At 46.5% G+C, this 19,901-nt stretch carries 18 protein-coding genes and 1 tRNA gene; 6 read left to right on the plus strand and 13 right to left on the minus strand.

Translation table 11 applies throughout. The features are described 5' to 3' along the window. Nucleotides 1-34 precede the first annotated feature (34 nt). From J0M30_11130 to J0M30_11140, 3 genes are read right to left on the minus strand one after another with little or no spacing between them, the layout of a single operon-like run. A complete protein-coding gene (locus J0M30_11130; protein ID MBN8668047.1) occupies nucleotides 35-859 on the minus strand; it encodes a DUF1835 domain-containing protein in 825 nt (274 codons plus the stop codon). A 6-nt stretch (nucleotides 860-865) separates the two neighbouring features. After that, entirely contained in the window at nucleotides 866-1,612 is a 747-nt protein-coding gene (locus J0M30_11135; protein ID MBN8668048.1) for a class I SAM-dependent methyltransferase, read from the minus strand. Between the two features lie 56 nt (nucleotides 1,613-1,668). Further along, entirely contained in the window at nucleotides 1,669-3,561 is a 1,893-nt protein-coding gene (locus J0M30_11140; protein ID MBN8668049.1) for a type IIA DNA topoisomerase subunit B, read from the minus strand. Between the two features lie 210 nt (nucleotides 3,562-3,771). On the opposite strand from J0M30_11140, the gene J0M30_11145 reads away from it, so the two are divergent. From J0M30_11145 to J0M30_11165, 5 genes are all read left to right on the plus strand, one after another. Next, nucleotides 3,772-4,563 carry a hypothetical protein gene (locus J0M30_11145; GenBank protein ID MBN8668050.1) on the plus strand — a complete coding sequence of 264 codons (792 nt, stop codon included), beginning with the start codon at nucleotides 3,772-3,774 and terminating at the stop codon, nucleotides 4,561-4,563. A gap of 375 nt (nucleotides 4,564-4,938) precedes the next feature. After that, the gene (locus J0M30_11150) at nucleotides 4,939-6,360 is read left to right on the plus strand and encodes a T9SS type A sorting domain-containing protein (GenBank protein ID MBN8668051.1); all 1,422 of its coding nucleotides are present in this window, start codon (nucleotides 4,939-4,941) and stop codon (nucleotides 6,358-6,360) included. Between the two features lie 238 nt (nucleotides 6,361-6,598). Beyond that, nucleotides 6,599-9,898, plus strand: a complete 3,300-nt coding sequence (locus J0M30_11155) for a proprotein convertase P-domain-containing protein (protein ID MBN8668052.1) — start codon at nucleotides 6,599-6,601, stop codon at nucleotides 9,896-9,898. Nucleotides 9,899-9,975: 77 nt separating this feature from the next. Further along, the gene (locus tag J0M30_11160; GenBank protein ID MBN8668053.1) at nucleotides 9,976-10,698 is read left to right on the plus strand and encodes a pyridoxine 5'-phosphate synthase; all 723 of its coding nucleotides are present in this window, start codon (nucleotides 9,976-9,978) and stop codon (nucleotides 10,696-10,698) included. A gap of 36 nt (nucleotides 10,699-10,734) precedes the next feature. Then, nucleotides 10,735-11,838, plus strand: coding sequence for a DUF2911 domain-containing protein (locus J0M30_11165; GenBank protein MBN8668054.1), 1,104 nt, complete (start codon nucleotides 10,735-10,737; stop codon nucleotides 11,836-11,838). A gap of 43 nt (nucleotides 11,839-11,881) precedes the next feature. On the opposite strand, the gene J0M30_11170 is transcribed toward J0M30_11165, so the two are convergent. The 5 genes from J0M30_11170 to hisH all read right to left on the minus strand — a co-directional run bounded on the left by J0M30_11170 (nucleotide 11,882) and on the right by hisH (nucleotide 15,771). Further along, nucleotides 11,882-12,979, minus strand: a complete 1,098-nt coding sequence (locus J0M30_11170) for an AhpC/TSA family protein (protein ID MBN8668055.1) — start codon at nucleotides 12,977-12,979, stop codon at nucleotides 11,882-11,884. Between the two features lie 8 nt (nucleotides 12,980-12,987). Next, complete coding sequence (locus J0M30_11175) at nucleotides 12,988-13,581, minus strand: bifunctional phosphoribosyl-AMP cyclohydrolase/phosphoribosyl-ATP diphosphatase HisIE (GenBank protein ID MBN8668056.1); 594 nt, start codon at nucleotides 13,579-13,581, stop codon at nucleotides 12,988-12,990. A 90-nt stretch (nucleotides 13,582-13,671) separates the two neighbouring features. After that, a complete protein-coding gene (hisF, locus tag J0M30_11180) occupies nucleotides 13,672-14,463 on the minus strand; it encodes an imidazole glycerol phosphate synthase subunit HisF (protein MBN8668057.1) in 792 nt (263 codons plus the stop codon). Continuing rightward, complete coding sequence (gene hisA, locus J0M30_11185; GenBank protein ID MBN8668058.1) at nucleotides 14,463-15,176, minus strand: 1-(5-phosphoribosyl)-5-[(5-phosphoribosylamino)methylideneamino]imidazole-4-carboxamide isomerase; 714 nt, start codon at nucleotides 15,174-15,176, stop codon at nucleotides 14,463-14,465. Before hisA ends, hisF begins: the two co-directional genes overlap by 1 nt. A gap of 1 nt (nucleotide 15,177) precedes the next feature. Next, on the minus strand, nucleotides 15,178-15,771 hold the full coding sequence (gene hisH / locus J0M30_11190) for an imidazole glycerol phosphate synthase subunit HisH (GenBank protein ID MBN8668059.1): 594 nt from the start codon (nucleotides 15,769-15,771) through the stop codon (nucleotides 15,178-15,180). Between the two features lie 21 nt (nucleotides 15,772-15,792). On the opposite strand from hisH, the gene J0M30_11195 reads away from it, so the two are divergent. Next, nucleotides 15,793-15,865 (plus strand) — tRNA-Gly (locus J0M30_11195). A gap of 63 nt (nucleotides 15,866-15,928) precedes the next feature. Here J0M30_11195 and J0M30_11200 read toward each other — a convergent pair. The 5 genes from J0M30_11200 to trpC all read right to left on the minus strand — a co-directional run bounded on the left by J0M30_11200 (nucleotide 15,929) and on the right by trpC (nucleotide 19,885). Continuing rightward, on the minus strand, nucleotides 15,929-16,711 hold the full coding sequence (locus J0M30_11200) for a tryptophan synthase subunit alpha (protein MBN8668060.1): 783 nt from the start codon (nucleotides 16,709-16,711) through the stop codon (nucleotides 15,929-15,931). A gap of 12 nt (nucleotides 16,712-16,723) precedes the next feature. Beyond that, on the minus strand, nucleotides 16,724-17,086 hold the full coding sequence (locus tag J0M30_11205) for a hypothetical protein (protein ID MBN8668061.1): 363 nt from the start codon (nucleotides 17,084-17,086) through the stop codon (nucleotides 16,724-16,726). Between the two features lie 41 nt (nucleotides 17,087-17,127). Continuing rightward, a complete protein-coding gene (gene trpB, locus J0M30_11210) occupies nucleotides 17,128-18,315 on the minus strand; it encodes a tryptophan synthase subunit beta (GenBank protein ID MBN8668062.1) in 1,188 nt (395 codons plus the stop codon). Beyond that, nucleotides 18,302-18,997 (minus strand): phosphoribosylanthranilate isomerase, encoded by a 696-nt coding sequence (locus J0M30_11215; protein ID MBN8668063.1) that lies wholly within the window; start codon nucleotides 18,995-18,997, stop codon nucleotides 18,302-18,304. The genes trpB and J0M30_11215 overlap by 14 nt, the downstream gene beginning before the upstream one ends. A gap of 81 nt (nucleotides 18,998-19,078) precedes the next feature. After that, on the minus strand, nucleotides 19,079-19,885 hold the full coding sequence (gene trpC / locus J0M30_11220; GenBank protein MBN8668064.1) for an indole-3-glycerol phosphate synthase TrpC: 807 nt from the start codon (nucleotides 19,883-19,885) through the stop codon (nucleotides 19,079-19,081). Nucleotides 19,886-19,901: the final 16 nt, after the last annotated feature.

Raw genomic sequence — 19,901 nt, forward strand, 5'->3', positions numbered from 1 at the left:
CACGTCTCACGCCTCACGCTTCACGCCTCACGCTTCACGCCTCAGGGCTTTCGCCCGGTAATCGCATATCAAACTCCTTCCAGTTTTTTCCTGCCTCGCCGGTCACTTCGATCTTACCGGCGGCAATGAGTTGTTTGATCCGCCATTCGATGATCACATCACCTGTTTTGACCTTCATACGGTTGAGCGTATTGCTCACCACACGCCAAGCTTTTTGCCACTCTTTGGTCAGGTTCTTCATGATCTCGCTGTCAAAAAAATCTTCACCTTTGCCGGCGATCTTTTTTCCTCCTTCAAGGATACGGACAACTGCATTTTCTTCCACCAGTTTTCGCCATTCATCCGGGTCCACTTCAAATTCGGATAGTGTAACAGGCCGGGCGAGTTTTCGCGCTTTCAAAAATTCACGGGCAGGAATCTCGCTTAACCAGGAGGGATAAAAAATATGTCCTTTCTCATTGATAAAGGGCAGGTTATTCAGGTAAAGCACCATGACCCTTCCCTGAAAAGCGCTCAGCTGTGGAATCAACCAGTAATAACCACAAACATCATGCTGATTCTGTCCCATCCAGATCCATATCTGTTCATTAGGATCTTCTTTCATTTTGGCAGTCAGCGCGGCAACTGTTTCCCGGTCATCAAAACGTCCCGAATCATCCCACTGGTAATGGGAATAAGAAATTTTATCCATCCACCAATCAAAACGTGCCTGCCAACCTTCTTCGGTATCCAGCGCCATTAAGGGGCCTACTGCATAATCATCACGTACCAGCACTACTTCTCCGGCCAGACTTTCTTCCAGTTCCATAACCTGTTTCATCAGGTCCAGTTCCCCTTCATTAAAAACTATATGGATCATTCTTCTTTATTTAACTTGAATCAAATAATAAACACAGGTCGTTACAAAATTCCGAAACCAGGGTATGCCGCGTACTATAGCGTTTTGTTTTCGGGCCTTCCAGCCAAACTTGTACCGATAGATCGGGTTCACCAGGTAAGGTATATGATGGATGACCTTGTATCCCGTTTTTTGAACAATTCGCTCAAATCGTTCAATCGAGATACCTGTTTCCTTTATCTCCAGTAGATGCTCCCAGGGTTCCCCATTGCTTTTTAAAATCCATTTATACACGGAGGTCGGGAGTAAATGGTACCAGGGTAAACTGGCCAGCCATTTCTTGTGACAGATCTGCTGGTGACCACCAAAAGGCATTTGCCAGGGAGGGAACCCAAAGAAAACTACGCCCCCGGGGTTTAAGAAATTCTTCATCCAACCGATCAGTTTTTCCTGATCATGGATATGTTCGATCACATCTTTAAGGACGATGATATCAAACCCACCCTGGAATTCGGTAGCCAGATCAACCTGGTAGATATCTTTCGATATAAAACGGATCTTTCCCGCTTCGATCTCTGTTTGCAAAAACTCACGTGCCAGCACCAGACGAGGTTCATCCAGCTCCACTCCAATTCCGATACAGCCTTTATCGACAAATGCCTTTAATACCCCCCCTTCAGCACAACCGATCTCGAGTACACGCATCCCGGGTTTAATGGGAAAGGCGGCTTCAATAAAGGGAATTACATAGCTGGCTGCATTTTCAGCCTGCATGTCAAAATATCGTTTCTTATCGGAATGGAATTCAAACAAAGGGTTCCTGTTTTAGGTTAGTTCTCTACCGGGGCGTCCATTTCAACCCGCAAATTACCGATAATGAATTCCTGGCGATCGGGTGTATTCTTTCCCATGTAATAATCCAGCAGGTGTTGAATATGGTCTCCTGCATCCAGGCGCATCAATTGTTTTCGCATACCGGGTCCGATGAATTGGGCAAATTCATCCGGACTGATCTCTCCCAATCCTTTGAAACGGGTGATCTCCGGCTTTCCCCCCAATTTCTGAACAGCAGCCTGTTTCTCCGTTTCATCATAACAATAGATCGTCTCCTGTTTATTTCTGACCCGGAACAAAGGAGTCTCCAACACATAGACCTTTTCATGTTTGACCAGGTCGGGAAAGAATTGAAGGAAAAAGGTCATTAACAATAAGCGTATATGCATTCCATCCACATCGGCATCGGTGGCAATAACGATATTATTGAACCGAAGACCTTCCATGCCTTCCTCAATATTCAAGGCATGTTGCAGGAGATTGAACTCTTCATTTTCGTAGACCACTTTTTTGGTCATGCCAAAACAGTTCAGGGGTTTACCCCGTAAACTAAATACGGCCTGGGTTTCCACCTGTCTGGCCTTGGTAATGGAGCCACTGGCACTATCCCCTTCCGTGATAAAGATGGTGCTTTCGCGTGTGCGGAGAAAATACTCTTCCTTCCCTTTTGAAGGCAACTCATCATTCAGGTGAAAGCGACAATCCCGCAGTTTGCGGTTATGCATATTGGCCTTCTTGGCTCTTTCATTGGCCAACTTCTTGATACCGGCCAGTTCCTTTCTTTCCTTTTCGCTTTGTTCGATACGCTTCTTTAAGGCCTCTGCCGTGGAAGGGTTTTTATGCAGGAAATTATCCAGTTCCTTTGATAAAAAATCACCCACGAACTGCCGCATGCTTGGGCCGCCCTCGTCTACATTTACCGAACCCAGTTTGGTTTTTGTTTGGGATTCAAAAACGGGTTCTACAACACGCACCGAAATGGCGGCGACGATACTCCCGCGGATATCGGACGCGTCATAATCCTTTTTATAAAAATCGCGGATGGTTTTAACGTAGGCTTCGCGGAAGGCTTGTTGGTGAGTACCCCCTTGCGTAGTATGCTGGCCATTGACAAAACTGTAAATATCCTCGCCGTAATCGTTGTTGTGGGTAAGCGCCAACTCAATATCATCTCCCCGGAGATGGATAATGGGATAGCGGATCTCATCGGCATTGGTTTTACGTTCCAGCAGATCCAACAATCCATTCTTACTTACATAGGTTTTGCCATTTAGGACAATCTTCAACCCTGCATTCAGAAAACAGTAATTCCATACCTGGTTCTCCAGGTATTCATGGAAATATTTATAGTTCTTGAAAACGGTCTCGTCGGGTATGAAATGAACCAGGGTACCATTTGATTCATCCGTTTTTGCCTCCTTATGTTCTTTGGTCAATACCCCTCTTTCAAATTCGGCGGTCTTTTCTTTTCCTTCCCGAAAGGCGGTCACCTTAAAATAGGAACTCAGGGCATTCACGGCCTTGGTACCCACTCCATTCAGTCCCACGCTTTTTTGAAAAACCTTGCTGTCGTATTTGGCACCGGTGTTGATTTTGCTTACCACATCCACCACCTTTCCAAGAGGAATACCCCTTCCGTAATCACGAATGGTGACCCCTCCTTTTTCCACGGTGATCTCCACCGTTTTCCCGTAACCCATTGTGTATTCATCAATGCAGTTATCCAGAACTTCTTTCAACAGCACATAGATCCCGTCATCCGGGCTGTTGCCGTCTCCCAGCTTACCGATATACATACCGGGCCTGAGCCGGATATGCTCGCGCCAGTCCAGGCTCTTGATACTGTCTTCCGTGTATTCAAACAGGTGGGATTCTTTCTCTTTGGCCATGATCACAATCGATTTTTCGTCTGATAATCAATACTATATAATCCTCAAGCTCACAAATATACCAAAACCGGAACAGGTCTTCCGACCCCTAGTTTTTCACACTTGGGGATAAACAAGGGTATCCTTTTCAGGCATTTATGCGATAATACCCTCCAGACGGTATTGGACTCTGACTGTCTTGGCTCTACCTTCGAAACAAATAATCATAATATGAAAAAGTATGTGTTCTCCATGCTTCTGTTTTTACTTTTAGGCGGACTGGCTGTTTCTGCCCAATCCACCAAGAAGCTTTCGAAGGTGATCGAATTAAAGATGCCCGAATCGGAAGGCACCAATGGTGCGGGGGTGGCATGGAATCCAAAGAATAAACGATATTATGCCGGGTTTGCCGGTAATGAGGTGTTTGGCTTGGCCGTATTTAAGGAGTCAGGTGAAATGGCATGGGGAGACGGGCTTGAAACCATGGTGGACCTGCGGGGCCTCTGGTATAATAACGGGGCCATTGAGGGTAATTGTTATAATGAAGGAGGTTGGTTCCGGTACACCCTGGATGATAATGGAGAGCCATTCACCTATGAGGTAATTCTTCCCGGATACCATCAACCCACTGAACAAAGTGCCGGCGCCTTTGATGAAAAGAAAGGCCTGGTTTATTTTCTGGGCGAAAATGGGAATGTGATCCCCTATAAATTTGAAGGTGGGGTTGTTCAGGACGAGATCACCCTGCTCATGGGCCAGAGCACCAAAAATGGTTATGGCAGTCCCCGGGATGAGTATAACATGACCACTGTATTATATATAGGGGAAAAGAAAGCCGAGTTTGCCCTGTTGAACGTGGAAACCCGTACCCTGGAATATTACAACAAGAAAACGGGCCTGATCACCAAAAAAGCCAGTTTTCCAAGCGATACGTACCTGCCATCCAGGTTGAACCTGGCTTATGCCAACGGCATTGTATTCGTATTTGACGTGGATCAACGAATCTGGATGGGCTTTAAATAGCAGCTTATTTTATTACCGAACCAGGGTCCCGCGTCTTCGGCGCGGGACCTTTTTATTTTCCTCCCCTTTTTTTCCCTATATGCGATAAAAAAGTCTTTTGTACCTCAACCACTTAGACCAGACCGTAATCCTTCTAAGTAGTATCTCGTAGAATTACTATTGCAAATACGTAGTTTCTGATACTATTTTTACCTCGTATTTGATCCGAACCTTATGATGAATGACAGTCCTGCACACGTAGATTTCACATCGCAACTTCACCTCATCATTTACCGGATCAGATCGTAAAAGAACGAAAAACTGGCTTAGCACCAGATGAACCTTTTCCAATTGTCCGTAGAAAGATCAGTTTGATTCATTCGTAAACCCTAAAAGATGAAACTGAAAACTACCCTGAGGAGTGAAAATTCGCTTGTCATTATGCTGATGGCCCTTTGTGCCCTCTCCTTCCAACCCGCTTCGGCGCAGATCTCTGTGGTTTGTACTGATCCCGACAACATCATTTATGGCTTAACTGGTAGCGGTGAGATCCGTGAGATCAATGTCAATTCCGGTGCCTCCGGAACTGTGATAAAAAATACCACTTACTCCGGTAATGCAGTCAATAAAGCCAATGGGATGGGTTATAACTACGTAGATGGAAAATTCTACTACTTCAAACGTAACGTAGGCAGTACGCCCAACGAGTTTGTATCCTTTCATCCCGCAACCGGTATAGTAAGCCTTCTGGCTACTACCACTTGTACAGCAGAAGTACACACAGGTTGTGTGAGCTCTTCCGGTACTGGTTATTATACCATTGATACAGATGGGAACCTGAATTATTATAACATTATCACGAATAGCTGGACCTTTATTACATCTACTATTGTTGACCAGAATGGAAATGACGTAGATGCCATTATCCGTTCACAGAACGCTGGTGACATGTGCATTGATGGATGGGGCAACATTTGGTTAGTAACTTCCAGCAACAGCAATTATGGTCTTTACCGATTCCCGGCCAACCTTCCAACCTCGCCTGTTGCCAGCTTTACAGTAACACAGGTGATTGATCCTTCATCCTCTACTCCTACAGGACAGAGTTTTGCCGGTATTGCCTTTAACCCGACCGGTCAGATCTATATGGCGACCAAAAGTGGTAACCGTTTGTATCGCCTCGAAAATAACCTGGCGCTGACCTTTGTAGGTACACTGGGAACGAGTGACCTTGGAAATGACCTTACCTCCTGCAGTTTCCCTTATAAGATCCTGCCGGTATTATGGAAAGAATTTTCTGCTACATTGGCCAGGAACAACCAGATCTCCCTGAAATGGGAAGTATATGAGCAAAACAATCAGGGCTATTATGTGGAACAAAGTCTGGATGGGGTAAGCTGGAACAGCCTTGGTTTTATATCTGCCGAAAACAACCCGAACGACCTGAGTGAATATAGCTTTACCACGGTGGGTACTGGTAACGGTAACATCTATTTCCGCTTACGTACCACAGATAAAACCGGTCGTAATGGTTTCTCCGATGTGCGGATGGTCACCATGCCCAAATCATCCAACCAATTGATCGCTGTATGGCCCAACCCGGCCCGTGAAAATATTCAGGTGTCTAACCTGGCCGAAGAAGGAACACCTTTCCAAAAGGCCCGTTTATTTGACCTGAATGGCCAGATCCTGATCGAGAAGCAACTCCAACCCGGTTTGAACACGATCAGCCTGAGCACCCTGAAAACAGGAACCTATGTCCTGTCCATGATCGCCACCAATGGGAATATCCAAACACAAAAAATTATAAAGCAATAAGCCTCTTCTATCTGCCGTCCAAAACCCTAATCCGTAACCTTGAACAAAGTACCCCGCCTCCCGGCGGGGTATTTATTTATCCCAAAACAGACCCGAATAAGGCTTGTTATTTGGCCTGTAACATCATCATTATCAGGGTAAAAAATAAATATTATCAGTTTAAAAATAATACCTAAATTCATGGCTCGTTTGGGGAGACTGCCCCAACGTATATATTATACCAAAAACTACCCGGCGTATGAGAAAGCTTTACTTAGCTCTATTTTTTGCTATTTTATCCATTGTCTCCATCCAGTCGCTGGCTCAGGTCAGTGCTTACTCTTATTCACAATCAAACGGAACTTACACTGCCATTACAGGTGGAACTGTTTTAGGAAACACTTCCAGTGATGACGAGCGTTTTGTTGACCCCGCCTCGCCATTAGGTGGTACAACAACAACAGGTGTTGGTTTTCCTATTGGATTTACCTTTAAGTACAATGGTACTGACTATGACCGTTTAGCGGTCAACAATAATGGTTGGATCTCCCTTGGTATTTCTTCACTCACACCCGCTGTAGACATCACAAGTACGAGTTCCTATACGCCTCTTGCCTCTACTTCCACCCATACAAATGCCAATTTACGGGCACGCATTGGTGGTATGGGTCGTGACCTGCAAGGACAAACCGGTTCGAGCATTCGGTTGGAAACAATTGGAACCGCTCCAAACCGTCAATGTGTTGTTCAGTTTACCAATTACAAACGATTTGGAACAGCAGGTACCGGTGATAATTTCAATTTTCAGATCATTCTGAATGAAACCACCAATACCGTACAGGTTGTATTTGGCACGATGGTATTTAATACCACCACAACCACATCCTCCATTTGCCATGTTGGTCTGGGTGGAAATGCCAGTACAGATTTTAACAACCGCCAGACCACGGCCCCCCATAACTGGAATGCAACAACGGCGGGTACAACCAATACACAAGGTTGTCAAAATGCCACTTCAACCATTGCGGTTACAGCGCCTGCTTCCGGGCTTACCATGACCTGGACAGCACCCGCTTGTCAATCACCCTCTGGAATAGTTGCTTCTGCCATAACATTGACTTCTGCAACCATTAGCTGGACAGCAAGTGGTACTGCCACTTCATATGATTGGGAAATCCGTACCTCAGGTGCCTGTGGTTCCGGCGCGCCGATCCAAAGCGGTAACTCAGCTACCACTTCAGTTAACCTGACGGGGTTGAATCCTAGTACAACGTATACCTTCTGTATCAGTTCATCCTGTGCAGGGCCCACATCCAGCGCCTGGATATCCTCTACATTTACTACGCTGTGTGCACCAGTCAATGTTCCCTATCTGGTGAATTTTGATGGGGTGACCACTCCTGCCTTACCAGTGTGTACAGCAGTGCAAGATGTGAATGGTGGAACCACCTGGGCTACGGTTGCTGCTCCAACAGGATATACTGGAAATATTCTTCGCTATGGATTTTCGTCCACTTTACCCGGTGATGATTGGTTTTATACCAATGCTGTTCACCTGGTAGCCGGCACAACCTACAAGCTTAAATTACGTTACGGCAACAACAGCTCAAGCTTCTCAGAAGCCATGGAAGTAAAATATGGCACTGTTGCCTCCCCTGCTGGAATGACCACCAGCCTGCTGAATTATCCTGTGATCACAGGTAATTCACCCACCAATGATTCTACCTTGTTTGTTCCATCTGCCACAGGTGACTATTATTTTGGCTTCCACAGCTATTCAGATGTGGACCAGTGGAACCTGTATCTGGATGATATTTCAATAACTGAATTGCCCGCTGCCGATATTGGTGCCATTGCCATCAATACGCCAACGGTGTATTGTCCCGATCCTGCCGCCAGCAACCTGGAGGCCGTGATACAAAATTTTGGAGCTTCTACGATTGACTTTGCTTCCAATCCGGCTACAATCACAGTCAATGTAGGAGGAGCCGGTTCAGGTACCCTCACCGGTACATTGAATACAGGCACCCTGGCAGTAGGTAGTACCGCTACCATCAGCCTTACACCGGCCTTCTCTTTTGCTGCCAGCGGTAATTACACTTTCGAAGTAATTGCAACAGCAGTTGGAGATGGTAATTCATCCAATAGCACATTTAATGGTTCCAAATTTATCAACTCAGTTCCTGTGGTCAACCTCGGCGCTGATGTTGACCAGTGTACCAATACAGGTATTGTGCTTAGTGCCAATACACAGCCTGCCGGAAGTTCCTATGTATGGAATACCGGTGCTACTACGCCTACCTTGACAGCAACAGCAACCGGCCAGTATTATCTGACCGTAACAAGCCCGTTGATCAATGGCCCCGGCACTAAAACCTTTACCACGAACACCCCGGTTGGCATCTTCGACCTGCAAACCGTGAACTCCACACAGGCAGTATCCGGATTGACACGGACCACTATGTCAGCCACAAGCATCAACCAGGTTTGTATCAATATTACACATACCTGGAACTCGGATATGGATATCCAACTGGTATCTCCTTCCGGAACGATCATGGACCTGTCGATTGGTAATGGCGGTTCTGGTGATAACTACACCAATACCTGCTTCTCCCCTTCGGCCTCTGTTCCCATTTTCTCGGGTACTTCGCCTTTCACCGGAACCTTCTTACCAGAAGAACCTTTCACCGTATTCAACGGCCAAAACCCGAATGGTAACTGGTCATTGCGTGTGACTGACTTCTTTAATGGTGATCAGGGTACGATCAATAGCTGGTTCATTGTATTCAATGATTCTATCCCAACACCAGGCACAGGTTGTTCGGCTGCTGATACCATCAATGCAACGGTTCGTCCTGTTCCGCTTGTTGACCTTGGACCTGATGCGATCGTTTGTGCCGGTGGTACCAAAACACTTAACCCCGGAACTCAGCCTACTGGTTCTACCTTCCTTTGGAACACCAATGCTACTACCTCTACCTTAGTGGCTGCTTCCACCGGATTGTACTGGGTTGAAGTAACCAATAGCCAGGCTTGTTCGAAACGCGATTCGATCAATGTAACTGTGATCGCGCCAATCGTTACCACACTCAACCTGCCATTTGATACCTTGTATGTCAACTCTCCGATCACTGCATTAAGTGGTGGTTCACCGGCTGGCACAGGTGGTGTCTACTCAGGTGTGGGTATCAGTGGAACCTCTATTAACCCGGCTGCCTTCCCGCAAGGAAACCACCAGGTGACCTATACCTTTACCGACGCTAATGGTTGCGTAGGTACGGCTTCGGATGTATTCACCGTAGTGGCCAACACCGCCAACAAGGTCAATCTCTACCCGAACCCAAGCACGGGAGGTAATTTCCGCATGGTGGTTGCCACCGACTTTGTGGGTGCCTTTGTAACCGCATATGATCAAACAGGTCACAAAATGGGTTCCTGGACCCTGGGTGGAAAATTGAACGATTATTCGCTGGATTGGCCGGCTGGTCGTTACACCCTGATCATCCGCAACAGCGCAGGTGTGGAAGTACAGAAACAACTGATCATCGTCAAATAATTATCCCATAACCAACTACCCCCTTCGAGACGGTCTCCTCCATGGAGACCGTCTTTTTTTATTTCTATCTTTGCCGGATGACAAAACTGTCTGTCAACATCAACAAATTTGCCACCCTGCGGAATAGCCGTGGAGGAAATAACCCCGATGTGGTAAAAGCAGCCATCGATGCGGAACGTTTTGGCGCTGATGGAGTAACCGTTCATCCCCGTCCGGATGAACGCCATATCCGGTATGCCGATGTTCGGCAGATCCGAAAGATCATCACTACTGAATTCAATATTGAAGGAAATTGCCGGGAGCCCCGTTTTATTGAGCTGGTACTGGAAACAAAACCCCATCAAGTTACCCTCGTACCCGATGCAGAAGGTCAGCTGACCAGCGATCATGGATGGGACACCATCACCCACCGGGAATATTTACAGACCACCATCAAGTTATTTAAAGACGCCGGAATTCGTGTTTCCATTTTTGTAGACCCTGTACTGGATATTGTAGAAGGCGCAGCTGCTACCGGCACCGATCGGATCGAACTTTATACGGAAGCCTATGCCCGGGAATTTGCCGCAGGGCACAAAGAAAAAGCCATTGCTCCCTATGTTGCCGCCGCTCATAAAGCCATTGCCTTAGGCCTTGGGATCAATGCCGGTCATGATCTTGACCTGCATAACCTGGGCTACTTCAGCCAGGGTTTACCCGGTCTGGATGAGGTCAGCATCGGTCATGCCCTTGTCTGCGATGCCCTATACCTTGGGTATGAGAACAGCATCCAATTATATAAACGGCAACTGCAACGCTGACCGATCCCATTAAATTTGGGTAAAATCAGCAGCATTATGAAAAAACTCCTTCTGGCAGCAGGCCTGCTTTTGACGGTTGGCTTGTCTGCACAATTGACCACCCCTCCCAGTGGCGGAAATAAAAGAGCCATGGTTGGCGAACAGATCGGTCTCACTCAGGTAAATATCCATTATGATCGTCCCGGTGTAAAAGGAAGGGAAGGTCAGATCTATGGAACCGGAATCGTTCATTCTGGTTTTATCGATCAGCAATTTGGGCCTTCCAAATCAGCGCCCTGGCGGGCTGGTGCAAATGAAAATACCACCATCGAATTTTCCACCGATGTTACCATTGAAGGGAAACAGCTCCCTGCCGGGAAATATGGACTTTTCGTTGCCTATGATCCCAATGCCTGTACCGTGATCTTCTCCAAAAATTCCATTTCCTGGGGTAGCTATTTTTATAACCCGGAGGAAGATGCACTTCGGGTCACCGTAAAACCCGTTGCCCTGGATCGTTCCGTTGAATGGTTGAAGTATGAATTCACCAATCAAACAGATAATTCAGCCACGATCGCCTTGCAGTGGGAAAAATTATCCATCCCCTTTAAGGTGGAAACCGACCTCGTCAAAAATCAGTTAACCATTTTCCGGAATGAACTCCGCAACAGACTGGGTTTTACCTGGCAGAGTTGGAACCAGGCCGCAGCCTGGTGCGCTCAGCGCAAGACCAACCTGGATGAAGCCTTGCTTTGGGCCGATACAGCCACCAGCGCCATCTTTGGAGGTAATATGGTATTCCAGACACATGTCACAAAAGCCAATGTCCTAAAAGCCATGGGCAGAAATGAAGAAGCGGATGCCGTGCTGAAAAGCGCCATGCCACTCGGTAGCGTGATCGATCTGCATCAATACGGCCGGCAATTACTTGCGCAGAAAAAAACAACCGAAGCGCTGGAAATATTTAAAATGAATTATGCCAAAAATCCTGATCAATTTACCACGCTGGTTGGATTGGCGCGGGGATACTCAGGAGTTGGCGATTTCAAGAATGCGTTGAAATACATGACCAAAGCCCTGCCGCTGGCACCCGATGACCAGAACAAAAAATCAGTGGGTGATATGATTGATAAATTAAAGAATAAGCAGGATGTGAATTGAGCTAATAGCTAACAGCTATTAGCTATTAGCTATTAGCTTATTGCTAATTACAACCAAGTAACTCGCAAAGTTTCGATTCCAGTTCGGGTCCCCGGAGATTTTTGGCAATGATGATGCCATTAGGGTCCACGAGAAAATTATAGGGTATGCTTGAAACACGATAAAGCAAGGCCGCTTCATTTTCCCAGAATTTCAAATCACTTACATGGGTCCAGGTCAGATTATCTTTTTTGATCGCCTGGATCCATGCATTTTTTTGACCGGGTCGGTCGAGGGAAACCCCAAATACAGTAAATTTTTTATCCTTGAAGCGCTGATAATTGGCTACAACGTTGGGATTTTCCATCCGGCAGGGTCCGCACCAACTGGCCCAAAAATCGACCAGCACATACTTTCCTTTGAAAGAGGACAGAGAAACACCAACACCGGAGGTATCCGGCTGTGTAAAATCTACCGCCGTGGTACCGATGGCGCCAATTTTATTATAGTCAATGTATTTTTTAAGCTGCTGCCCGGTTTGAGAAAGTCTGACTTTCTCGTCCACCCGCTCAAATCGTTTTTCAAGTAATACCGGATCATCGTAAAATTGAGAGGTAACAGATAACATAAAGGGTGCAACAAATGAACCCCGGTGAATATCCAGGTATGCATCAATGGCTGTCTGTATCTGCGGTTGTAAGGCATTGTAAACAGTAATCAGGGAATCTCTTTTCAGCCCTTCCGGCAGCGAATTGATCGTGGAAGCGACATTATTTACCTGAGCTACCAGCGGGTTGAATACTTCTTTAAAGGCTACAAAATCCTGGTGTACAGAGGAGCCTTTGATCGAAAGGTTAGCGAGATCCTCCTTTTTGCCGGTAACGGTGATCGGACTATTCTCCAGAAAAAGGTATTGGGGCTTTTCCTTTCCAATGACCAGTAAATAGATCTCGGGTTCTGTTACCACACCTTTCAACTGAAACTTATAATCCTTTACTGAATCAGTTGCCAGTATGTCCTTTGTTTCCGTATGCATCAAATTCACAACGGTACCATTGGTGAGTCCGATGATACTGCCTGAAACCTGAAACCCTTCCGTTTTTTGGCCGGAAGCGATCCAGACAATGGATAGTGTGTGGAGTAAAAAAATAAATTTCTTCATGTTCATTTTCATTTGTGTCTGGATTTGAGCACCTCTATAACATCGTCCAGTTTTTTCCCTTTGGCCTGGAGTAAAATTAAATAATGGAACAATAAATCGGCAGCTTCGTTCAAAAACAGGTCATCTCTTCCGTCCTTAGCCTCGATCACGAGTTCCACTGCCTCCTCTCCCACTTTCTGGGCTATTTTATTGATGCCCTTTCCAAACAGCTGATGTACATACGATTTTTCATTGGTTCCGGATCGGCGCAGGGCAATGATATCCTCCAGATAGTGTAGAAAATCGCTAAAATGGTTGCGTTCATTCCAGCAGGTATCGGCCCCCGTATGGCACACAGGCCCCGTAGGCGCGGCCTTAATAAGCAGGGTATCCTGGTCGCAATCTACCATTACTTCCTTTACATGCAAGTGGTTACCACTTTCCTCTCCTTTGGTCCACAGCCTGTTCTTACTCCGACTGAAAAAAGTAACCAGACCCTGCTGCATGGTCATGTCCAGGGCTTCCTGGTTCATGAAACCAAGCATCAGCACCTTGAGTGTCTGATGATCCTGTACGATCACTGGTGCGAGGCCATCTTTGAATTTATTAAAATCGACTTTCATGATTGGAAGTACAAATTTATGGGGGATTATTGGTTACACAGATTTTAGGTATTGGGTTATCCCGGAAAGCACTGCATACACGGAATGCATTTAGCGGATGGGGATGCCTTTGAATTTCAGGTGTTTTTTAAGGTTGGGGATCGATATTTCTTTGAAATGGAAGATGCTGGCAGCCAGGGCAGCATCCGCCTGAGCGATTTGGAAAACATCCACAAAATGATCCAGGGCGCCCCCTCCTCCCGAGGCGATCACCGGAACCGGAAGTGTGGTGGAAAGTTGACGGGTAATATCCAGTGCAAACCCCGATTTGGTTCCGTCATGGTTCATCGAGGTAAGCAATATTTCTCCTACACCCCGGTCGACGGCTTCTCTGGCCCAATCAACACATCGAATTAGCGTACGTGTTCTGCCCCCGTGCAGGTACACATACCATTCCCCATCCTCTTCCTTTCGGGTGTCAATGGCCAGAACGACAAACTGGCTACCAAATTCCCGGGCAAGATCACCAATGAGAGCGGGGTCGTTAACGGCCGCTGTATTGATCGATACCTTATCGGCCCCATTATCCAACAAAAGAGAGGCATCTTCCACCGAACGTACACCACCACCCACCGTAAAGGGAATATTGACATGTACCGCAATTTGTCGCACCAATGCACTCAGGGTTTTGCGTTTTTCCACGGTAGCAGTGATATCCAGAAATACCAGCTCATCCGCCCCTTCCCGTGCATAGAGGGCACCCAATTCTACCGGATCACCGGCATCGCGGAGGTCAACAAAATTGGTACCCTTTACGGTTCGTCCATCGCGGATATCCAGACAGGGTATGATCCTTTTGGTGAGCCCGGATACAGGGGTTGTTATTGTATTTTGAATGGTCATTAGAATCTTTTTAGGTCCTCCAGGGTGATCCGGTTTTCATAGATCGCCTTTCCCACAATCGCGGCCCGGCATCCTGCTTCCTGCAGGGCATCCAGGTCGGCCATGGAGCTCACTCCACCACTGGCGATAAAATACAGCGATGGAAATTTTGATACGATATTTTTATATAGTTCCACAGCTGGTCCTTCCAGCCGTCCATCCTTGCTTACATCAGTACAAAATAGTTGAGAGATGCCTTTCTGTATATATTTTTCAATCAGGTCGTACACCCAGATCTCCGTAGTTTCCAACCAACCTCCGATCGCAATTTTTTCATTCTTCACATCCGCACCCAATAAAAATTTATCGGCGCCAAACTGAGTTAACCAACCTGAGAATATATCCTCTCCTTTTACAGCCAGGCTTCCTACCGTTGCCCATTGAGCGCCTGAATTAAAAACGATCCGTACATCTTCTTCCTTTTTCAATCCTCCGCCAAAATCTATTTGCAGCTTTGTCTTTCCGGCCAGTTGCTCCAGTACCTTCCAGTTCTTTACTGCACCCGCCTTTGCCCCATCCAAATCCACAAGGTGCAAACGTGTGAGCCCGGCATCTTCAAAACGAAGGGCCACTTCCAATGGGTTTTCATTGTACACTTTTTTTTGGGCATAATCTCCTTCCGTTAACCGGACACATTTGCCTTCAATGATATCAATGGCAGGTATGATCTCCATACTATAAGGCTATAAAATTCTTTAAAATAAGTTCACCGACCTCCGCGCTTTTTTCCGGGTGAAACTGTACACCGTAAAAATTATCCCTTGCCAGGGCCGAACTATAGGGGGTAACATAATCGGTTGAAGAAATGGTATGTTCTCCCAGGTCGGCATAAAACCCATGTACAAAATAACAATAGGAATGCTCCGGCACCTGATGAAACAACTTTGATTTCAATCCGTAAATTTTATTCCACCCCATTTGAGGAATCTTGATGGATTGATCCGGGGAGGGGGCAAATCTTTTTACGCTTTCCTCAAAAATACCCAGACAGGGCGTATCGTTTTCCTCCGAGTACCGGCACATGAGTTGCATACCAAGACAGATACCCAATACAGGTTGTTTAAGTCCGATGATCAGTTGGTCAAGACCTCTTTCCTTCAGGTACCGCATGGCTGAACTGGCCTCACCTACCCCCGGGAAAATGACCTTATCGGCCTGCCGGATCTGATCGGGATCATCGGTTACCACAGCCTCCACACCAATTCGCTCCAGGGCAAAAAGTACACTGCGGATATTTCCAGCGTTATATTTTATAATTACTAAATTCATGTCCTATTTTTGTTGCCCTAAGCGGAAGTAGCTCACCTGGTAGAGCGACAGCTTCCCAAGCTGTAGGTAGCCGGTTCGAGTCCGGTCTTCCGCTCGCTTTTCTTCCAAAAGTTTCTCGCAGCGTCCGCAGCGCTTCTTTGCGAGCGCGGCGAGAAACCTAATAAATAATTCCCTCTATAAATTCTTCTGCTTTTGTAAGGCCTTTTTCCACCTGTTGAATATAGGCTGTTCCAATTATAGCCCCTGCCGCATGGCTGGCAGCACGTTCAAAACTCGCTTTGTCCTTGATTCCAAAGCCAACCAGGATGGGATTTTTCAATGACATTTTATTCAATCTTGCCAGATAATCTTCTACCGGTGACATTTCCTTGTCCGATCCTGTGGTGGAGGAAGAAGAAACAGCATAGAGGAAACCGCTGCTCAGTTCATCCAGTTCGCGGATCCTTTCTTCACTGGTTTCCGGCGTAACCAGAAATATAAAATCAAGTCCATACTTTCTGATCACTGACCCATATTCCGACTTGAACTCAAAAGCAGGAAGGTCGGGAAGAATAAGACCATCGATTCCCACGGCCGCAGCATCGGCACAAAACCGCTCAAACCCATATTGAAGCACCGGGTTCATATACCCCATCAAAACCACCGGCATTTCATGCCCGATACCACCTTGGTCCGGGGAGTGTCGCAATACTTTCAATTGATCAAATAATAACTGAATCGTCATTCCATTGGCCAAGGCCCTGGCACTGCTTTGCTGAATGACGGGTCCATCGGCCAGGGGATCGCTATAAGGCATTCCCAATTCCACCAGGTCCACCCCAATGGCGTGCAATGACCGTATCACCTCAAGGGTGCTGTCGCGTTCCGGAAACCCAGCGGTGCAATAGACATTGAGCACCTTATTTTTCTTTCGCTTGAATAATGCATCTAATCGGCTCATGAGTGCTGCTTACTAATTGGTGGTAGGAATAATGGAAAAGGTCTCCCCGTCAATGGTGAGAAAATTATACCGGGGATAACTGTCCACATCAATAATCAGATCAAACAGGGCCTGTTGCTTACCAGCTGTACGGGTAAATTTCAAGATCACCGTATCGCCCTGGCGAATAGAGGACAATTGCCCTTCGTTAAAATCGGTATCCAGACAGCGTTGAAACTCATACCGCTCTCCGTTGAGGTTTGAATTCATTTTAAAGGCAGCACTCATTCCCTGGCAATCTTCTTTCACTTTGGAAAATTTCATTTCATGTTTGGTATAGGGTTTGGTTTCACAACTCAACACCCCAAACAATAAAAAAACGAGAAGATATTTCATATGTTAGTGTTTAAATAATTCATTTAACTGCTCTTCTGCGATCAGCCTAACCCATGTTTCATATAGGTCCCCAGGTCCTTATCCCCTCTTCCACTCAGGCAAACCACGACAATATCTGATTTATTCCATTGAATTTGTGCCAATGCGGATAAAGCATGAGCCGTTTCGAGAGCCGGGATAATGCCTTCAAGCCTGGCGAGTTGAAGAGCGGCTTCAAGGGCCTCTTCATCTGTGGCAGATAAAAACCTTGCCCGTCCGGAATCAAACAGATGGGCATGCAGGGGGCCGATTCCCGGGTAATCCAATCCGGCCGAAATGCTATGAGGTTCCACTACCTGACCATCGGCCGTTTGCATCACCAGGCTTTTACTCCCGTGCAGAATTCCCATGGTTCCCAATTGGGTGGTAGCGGCCGAATGTCCGGATTGCACCCCCATACCGGCTGCTTCTACCGCGACCAGGTTTACAGCGGCCTCTTCCAGGAAATGATAAAAGGCACCAGCTGCATTGCTTCCCCCACCTACACAGGCCACCACATGCGTAGGTAATTCACTGCCGGTCTTTTCCTTCAATTGCTTTCTGATCTCCTCACTGATCACACTTTGAAACCGGGACACCATATCCGGATAGGGATGTGGCCCTACCACACTGCCAATAATGTAATGCGTATCATCGGGGTGGTTGATCCAATCGCGAATGGCTTCATTGGTCGCATCTTTAAGGGTTTTGCTTCCCGAGGTAGCAGGAACCACAGTGGCGCCAAGCATTTTCATTCTGGCCACATTCGGAGCCTGTCTTTCGATATCTTTCTCCCCCATATACACAATACACTCTATTCCTTTAAGGGCACAGACCGTTGCGGTTGCCACTCCATGCTGTCCAGCTCCTGTTTCGGCGATGATGCGTTTCTTTCCTAATCGTTGCGCCAGCAATATTTGTCCAATGGTATTATTGATCTTATGTGCTCCTGTATGACAAAGGTCTTCGCGCTTGAGATAAATTTGCGCACCGAAACGGGCGCTTAACCGTTCAGCCAGGTATAAAGGCGTAGGTCTTCCAACGTAGTCACGCAAGAGTGCCTGAAATTCCTGTTGAAAATCCGCCTCGCCCATGATAGTCAGGTATCGTTCTCTCAGTTCCTCCACATTGCGGTGAAGCATCTCTGGTATATAGGCGCCGCCAAATTTTCCATAGTACCCTTGTTCTGTCGGCTGTTTATACATTACCATCTCTTAGATTATTGATAAATGAACTTATTTTTTCCATATTCTTTACCCCGGCACTGATCTCAAACCTGCTGTTGATGTCCACCGCAAACAGTTTTTTACCTAATTGACCGGCAGCAAAGTCCTTTAATTTTTCTTCATCCCCGGGTTCGATCCCTCCACTGAGAAAAAAGATCTTGTCGATCTGTTTATCGGCCAATAGGCCCCAGTCAAATTTCTTGCCTGTTCCGCCATATCCGGCACCGAGTGTATCAAACATATACATATCGCAACACTCATCATAAGCCCTGACCATCCATTCAATAGGATCATTTTCACCTAAGCGAAAGGCTTTGACAACGGTGACATAATTCGCCACCTTTTCACAAAACCGCTCCGACTCATCCCCATGCAATTGTACCATATCCAGCCGGTAATCTTCCACCGTACGTAACAAGGTTTCATAATCCTCATTGACAAAGACCCCTACCTTTCCGATTCGCCCTCCCGTTTTTTTCATTTTCTCGGGCGATATCTTGTTCCGCACATAACGGGGTGACTTGGGGTAAAAAATAAAACCCGCAAGTTCTACCCCCAATTCCTCCAGCGCATTGACCTGGTCGGGAAGGGTCATACCACATACTTTGACGCGAAAGGGTGCGCGTCGCGATGTGGCGGGGTTATCAGTCTTGTGGAGCTCGTTCATATTGCTGCATTTTAAGTGTGTTCACTCCGCAAGCATCGTTTTTTTGGCTGCTTTCCTTTAAAAGCTAATGGGTAATAGCCATTAGCTTTTAGCTATTAGTTCCTTTGTTTGTACCCATTCGCTGCTAAACCGCGCAAAAGCTTCAACGGGGTCATGCTCCTTCATAAAGTTCTCCCCGATCAGAAATCCACGAAACCCATGTTTATAAAATAATTTCAATGTGTCTACCTGACTTATCCCGCTTTCAGCCACTTTAACAGCGTCATTGGGAAGTTGTTCGGCCATCCGCAGGCTTCGGTCGAGGTCTACGGAAAATGTCTTTAGGTCACGGTTGTTTATACCAATGATCCGCGTTGCATCACCTGCATGTCCAAGTTCTTCCTCATCATGCAACTCAAGTAAAACCTCCAGTTCCAATTGTCGGGCCTGTTGTGCAAGTTGTTTTACTTCCTGCGGACTTAAGCAGGCAGCGATCAGCAGGATCACGTCTGCTCCGAGGCTCCTGGCTTCGATCAATTGGTATTCATCTACAATAAAATCCTTTCGCAGGATCGGTATCGGATTTATACGGGCTTGTATCAGGTCGTCATAACTACCTCCAAAAAATTCGGTATCGGTCAAAACGGAAAGACATGCAGCTCCATGCCGGGTGTATCCCTTCGTTACTTCTACCACATCCGCCTCACCATTGATGATCCCTTTTGATGGCGACTTACGTTTAAATTCAGCTATGATGCCAGAACTACTTTTTTTCATCAATGAATCATATAAGGATATCCGCTCCCGGTTGAAAAGCGGACTTCTTTCCAATTCCTGAATGGATATTGCAGTCTTGCGTTGCGCAACCTCTTCCTTTTTTCTTGCTATGATTGTATCCAGAATCGTCATTTATTTATTTTATATT

Source organism: Chitinophagales bacterium (assembly GCA_017303415.1).
Classification (GTDB): domain Bacteria; phylum Bacteroidota; class Bacteroidia; order Chitinophagales; family Chitinophagaceae; genus SpSt-398.

What these genes read in the sequence shown, in the direction of transcription:
- hisH (MBN8668059.1), bottom strand. Translation starts at nt 15,771, where the DNA reads ATGAATTTAGTAATTATAAAATATAACGCTGGAAATATCCGCAGTGTA.
- J0M30_11155 (MBN8668052.1), top strand. Translation starts at nt 6,599, where the DNA reads ATGAGAAAGCTTTACTTAGCTCTATTTTTTGCTATTTTATCCATTGTC.
- hisA (MBN8668058.1), bottom strand. Translation starts at nt 15,176, where the DNA reads ATGGAGATCATACCTGCCATTGATATCATTGAAGGCAAATGTGTCCGG.
- J0M30_11150 (MBN8668051.1), top strand. Translation starts at nt 4,939, where the DNA reads ATGAAACTGAAAACTACCCTGAGGAGTGAAAATTCGCTTGTCATTATG.
- trpC (MBN8668064.1), bottom strand. Translation starts at nt 19,885, where the DNA reads ATGACGATTCTGGATACAATCATAGCAAGAAAAAAGGAAGAGGTTGCG.
- J0M30_11165 (MBN8668054.1), top strand. Translation starts at nt 10,735, where the DNA reads ATGAAAAAACTCCTTCTGGCAGCAGGCCTGCTTTTGACGGTTGGCTTG.
- J0M30_11170 (MBN8668055.1), bottom strand. Translation starts at nt 12,979, where the DNA reads ATGAAGAAATTTATTTTTTTACTCCACACACTATCCATTGTCTGGATC.
- J0M30_11205 (MBN8668061.1), bottom strand. Translation starts at nt 17,086, where the DNA reads ATGAAATATCTTCTCGTTTTTTTATTGTTTGGGGTGTTGAGTTGTGAA.
- J0M30_11140 (MBN8668049.1), bottom strand. Translation starts at nt 3,561, where the DNA reads ATGGCCAAAGAGAAAGAATCCCACCTGTTTGAATACACGGAAGACAGT.
- J0M30_11135 (MBN8668048.1), bottom strand. Translation starts at nt 1,612, where the DNA reads ATGCAGGCTGAAAATGCAGCCAGCTATGTAATTCCCTTTATTGAAGCC.
- J0M30_11160 (MBN8668053.1), top strand. Translation starts at nt 9,976, where the DNA reads ATGACAAAACTGTCTGTCAACATCAACAAATTTGCCACCCTGCGGAAT.
- J0M30_11215 (MBN8668063.1), bottom strand. Translation starts at nt 18,997, where the DNA reads ATGAACGAGCTCCACAAGACTGATAACCCCGCCACATCGCGACGCGCA.
- J0M30_11145 (MBN8668050.1), top strand. Translation starts at nt 3,772, where the DNA reads ATGAAAAAGTATGTGTTCTCCATGCTTCTGTTTTTACTTTTAGGCGGA.
- J0M30_11130 (MBN8668047.1), bottom strand. Translation starts at nt 859, where the DNA reads ATGATCCATATAGTTTTTAATGAAGGGGAACTGGACCTGATGAAACAG.
- J0M30_11175 (MBN8668056.1), bottom strand. Translation starts at nt 13,581, where the DNA reads ATGAAAGTCGATTTTAATAAATTCAAAGATGGCCTCGCACCAGTGATC.
- hisF (MBN8668057.1), bottom strand. Translation starts at nt 14,463, where the DNA reads ATGACCATTCAAAATACAATAACAACCCCTGTATCCGGGCTCACCAAA.
- J0M30_11200 (MBN8668060.1), bottom strand. Translation starts at nt 16,711, where the DNA reads ATGAGCCGATTAGATGCATTATTCAAGCGAAAGAAAAATAAGGTGCTC.
- trpB (MBN8668062.1), bottom strand. Translation starts at nt 18,315, where the DNA reads ATGGTAATGTATAAACAGCCGACAGAACAAGGGTACTATGGAAAATTT.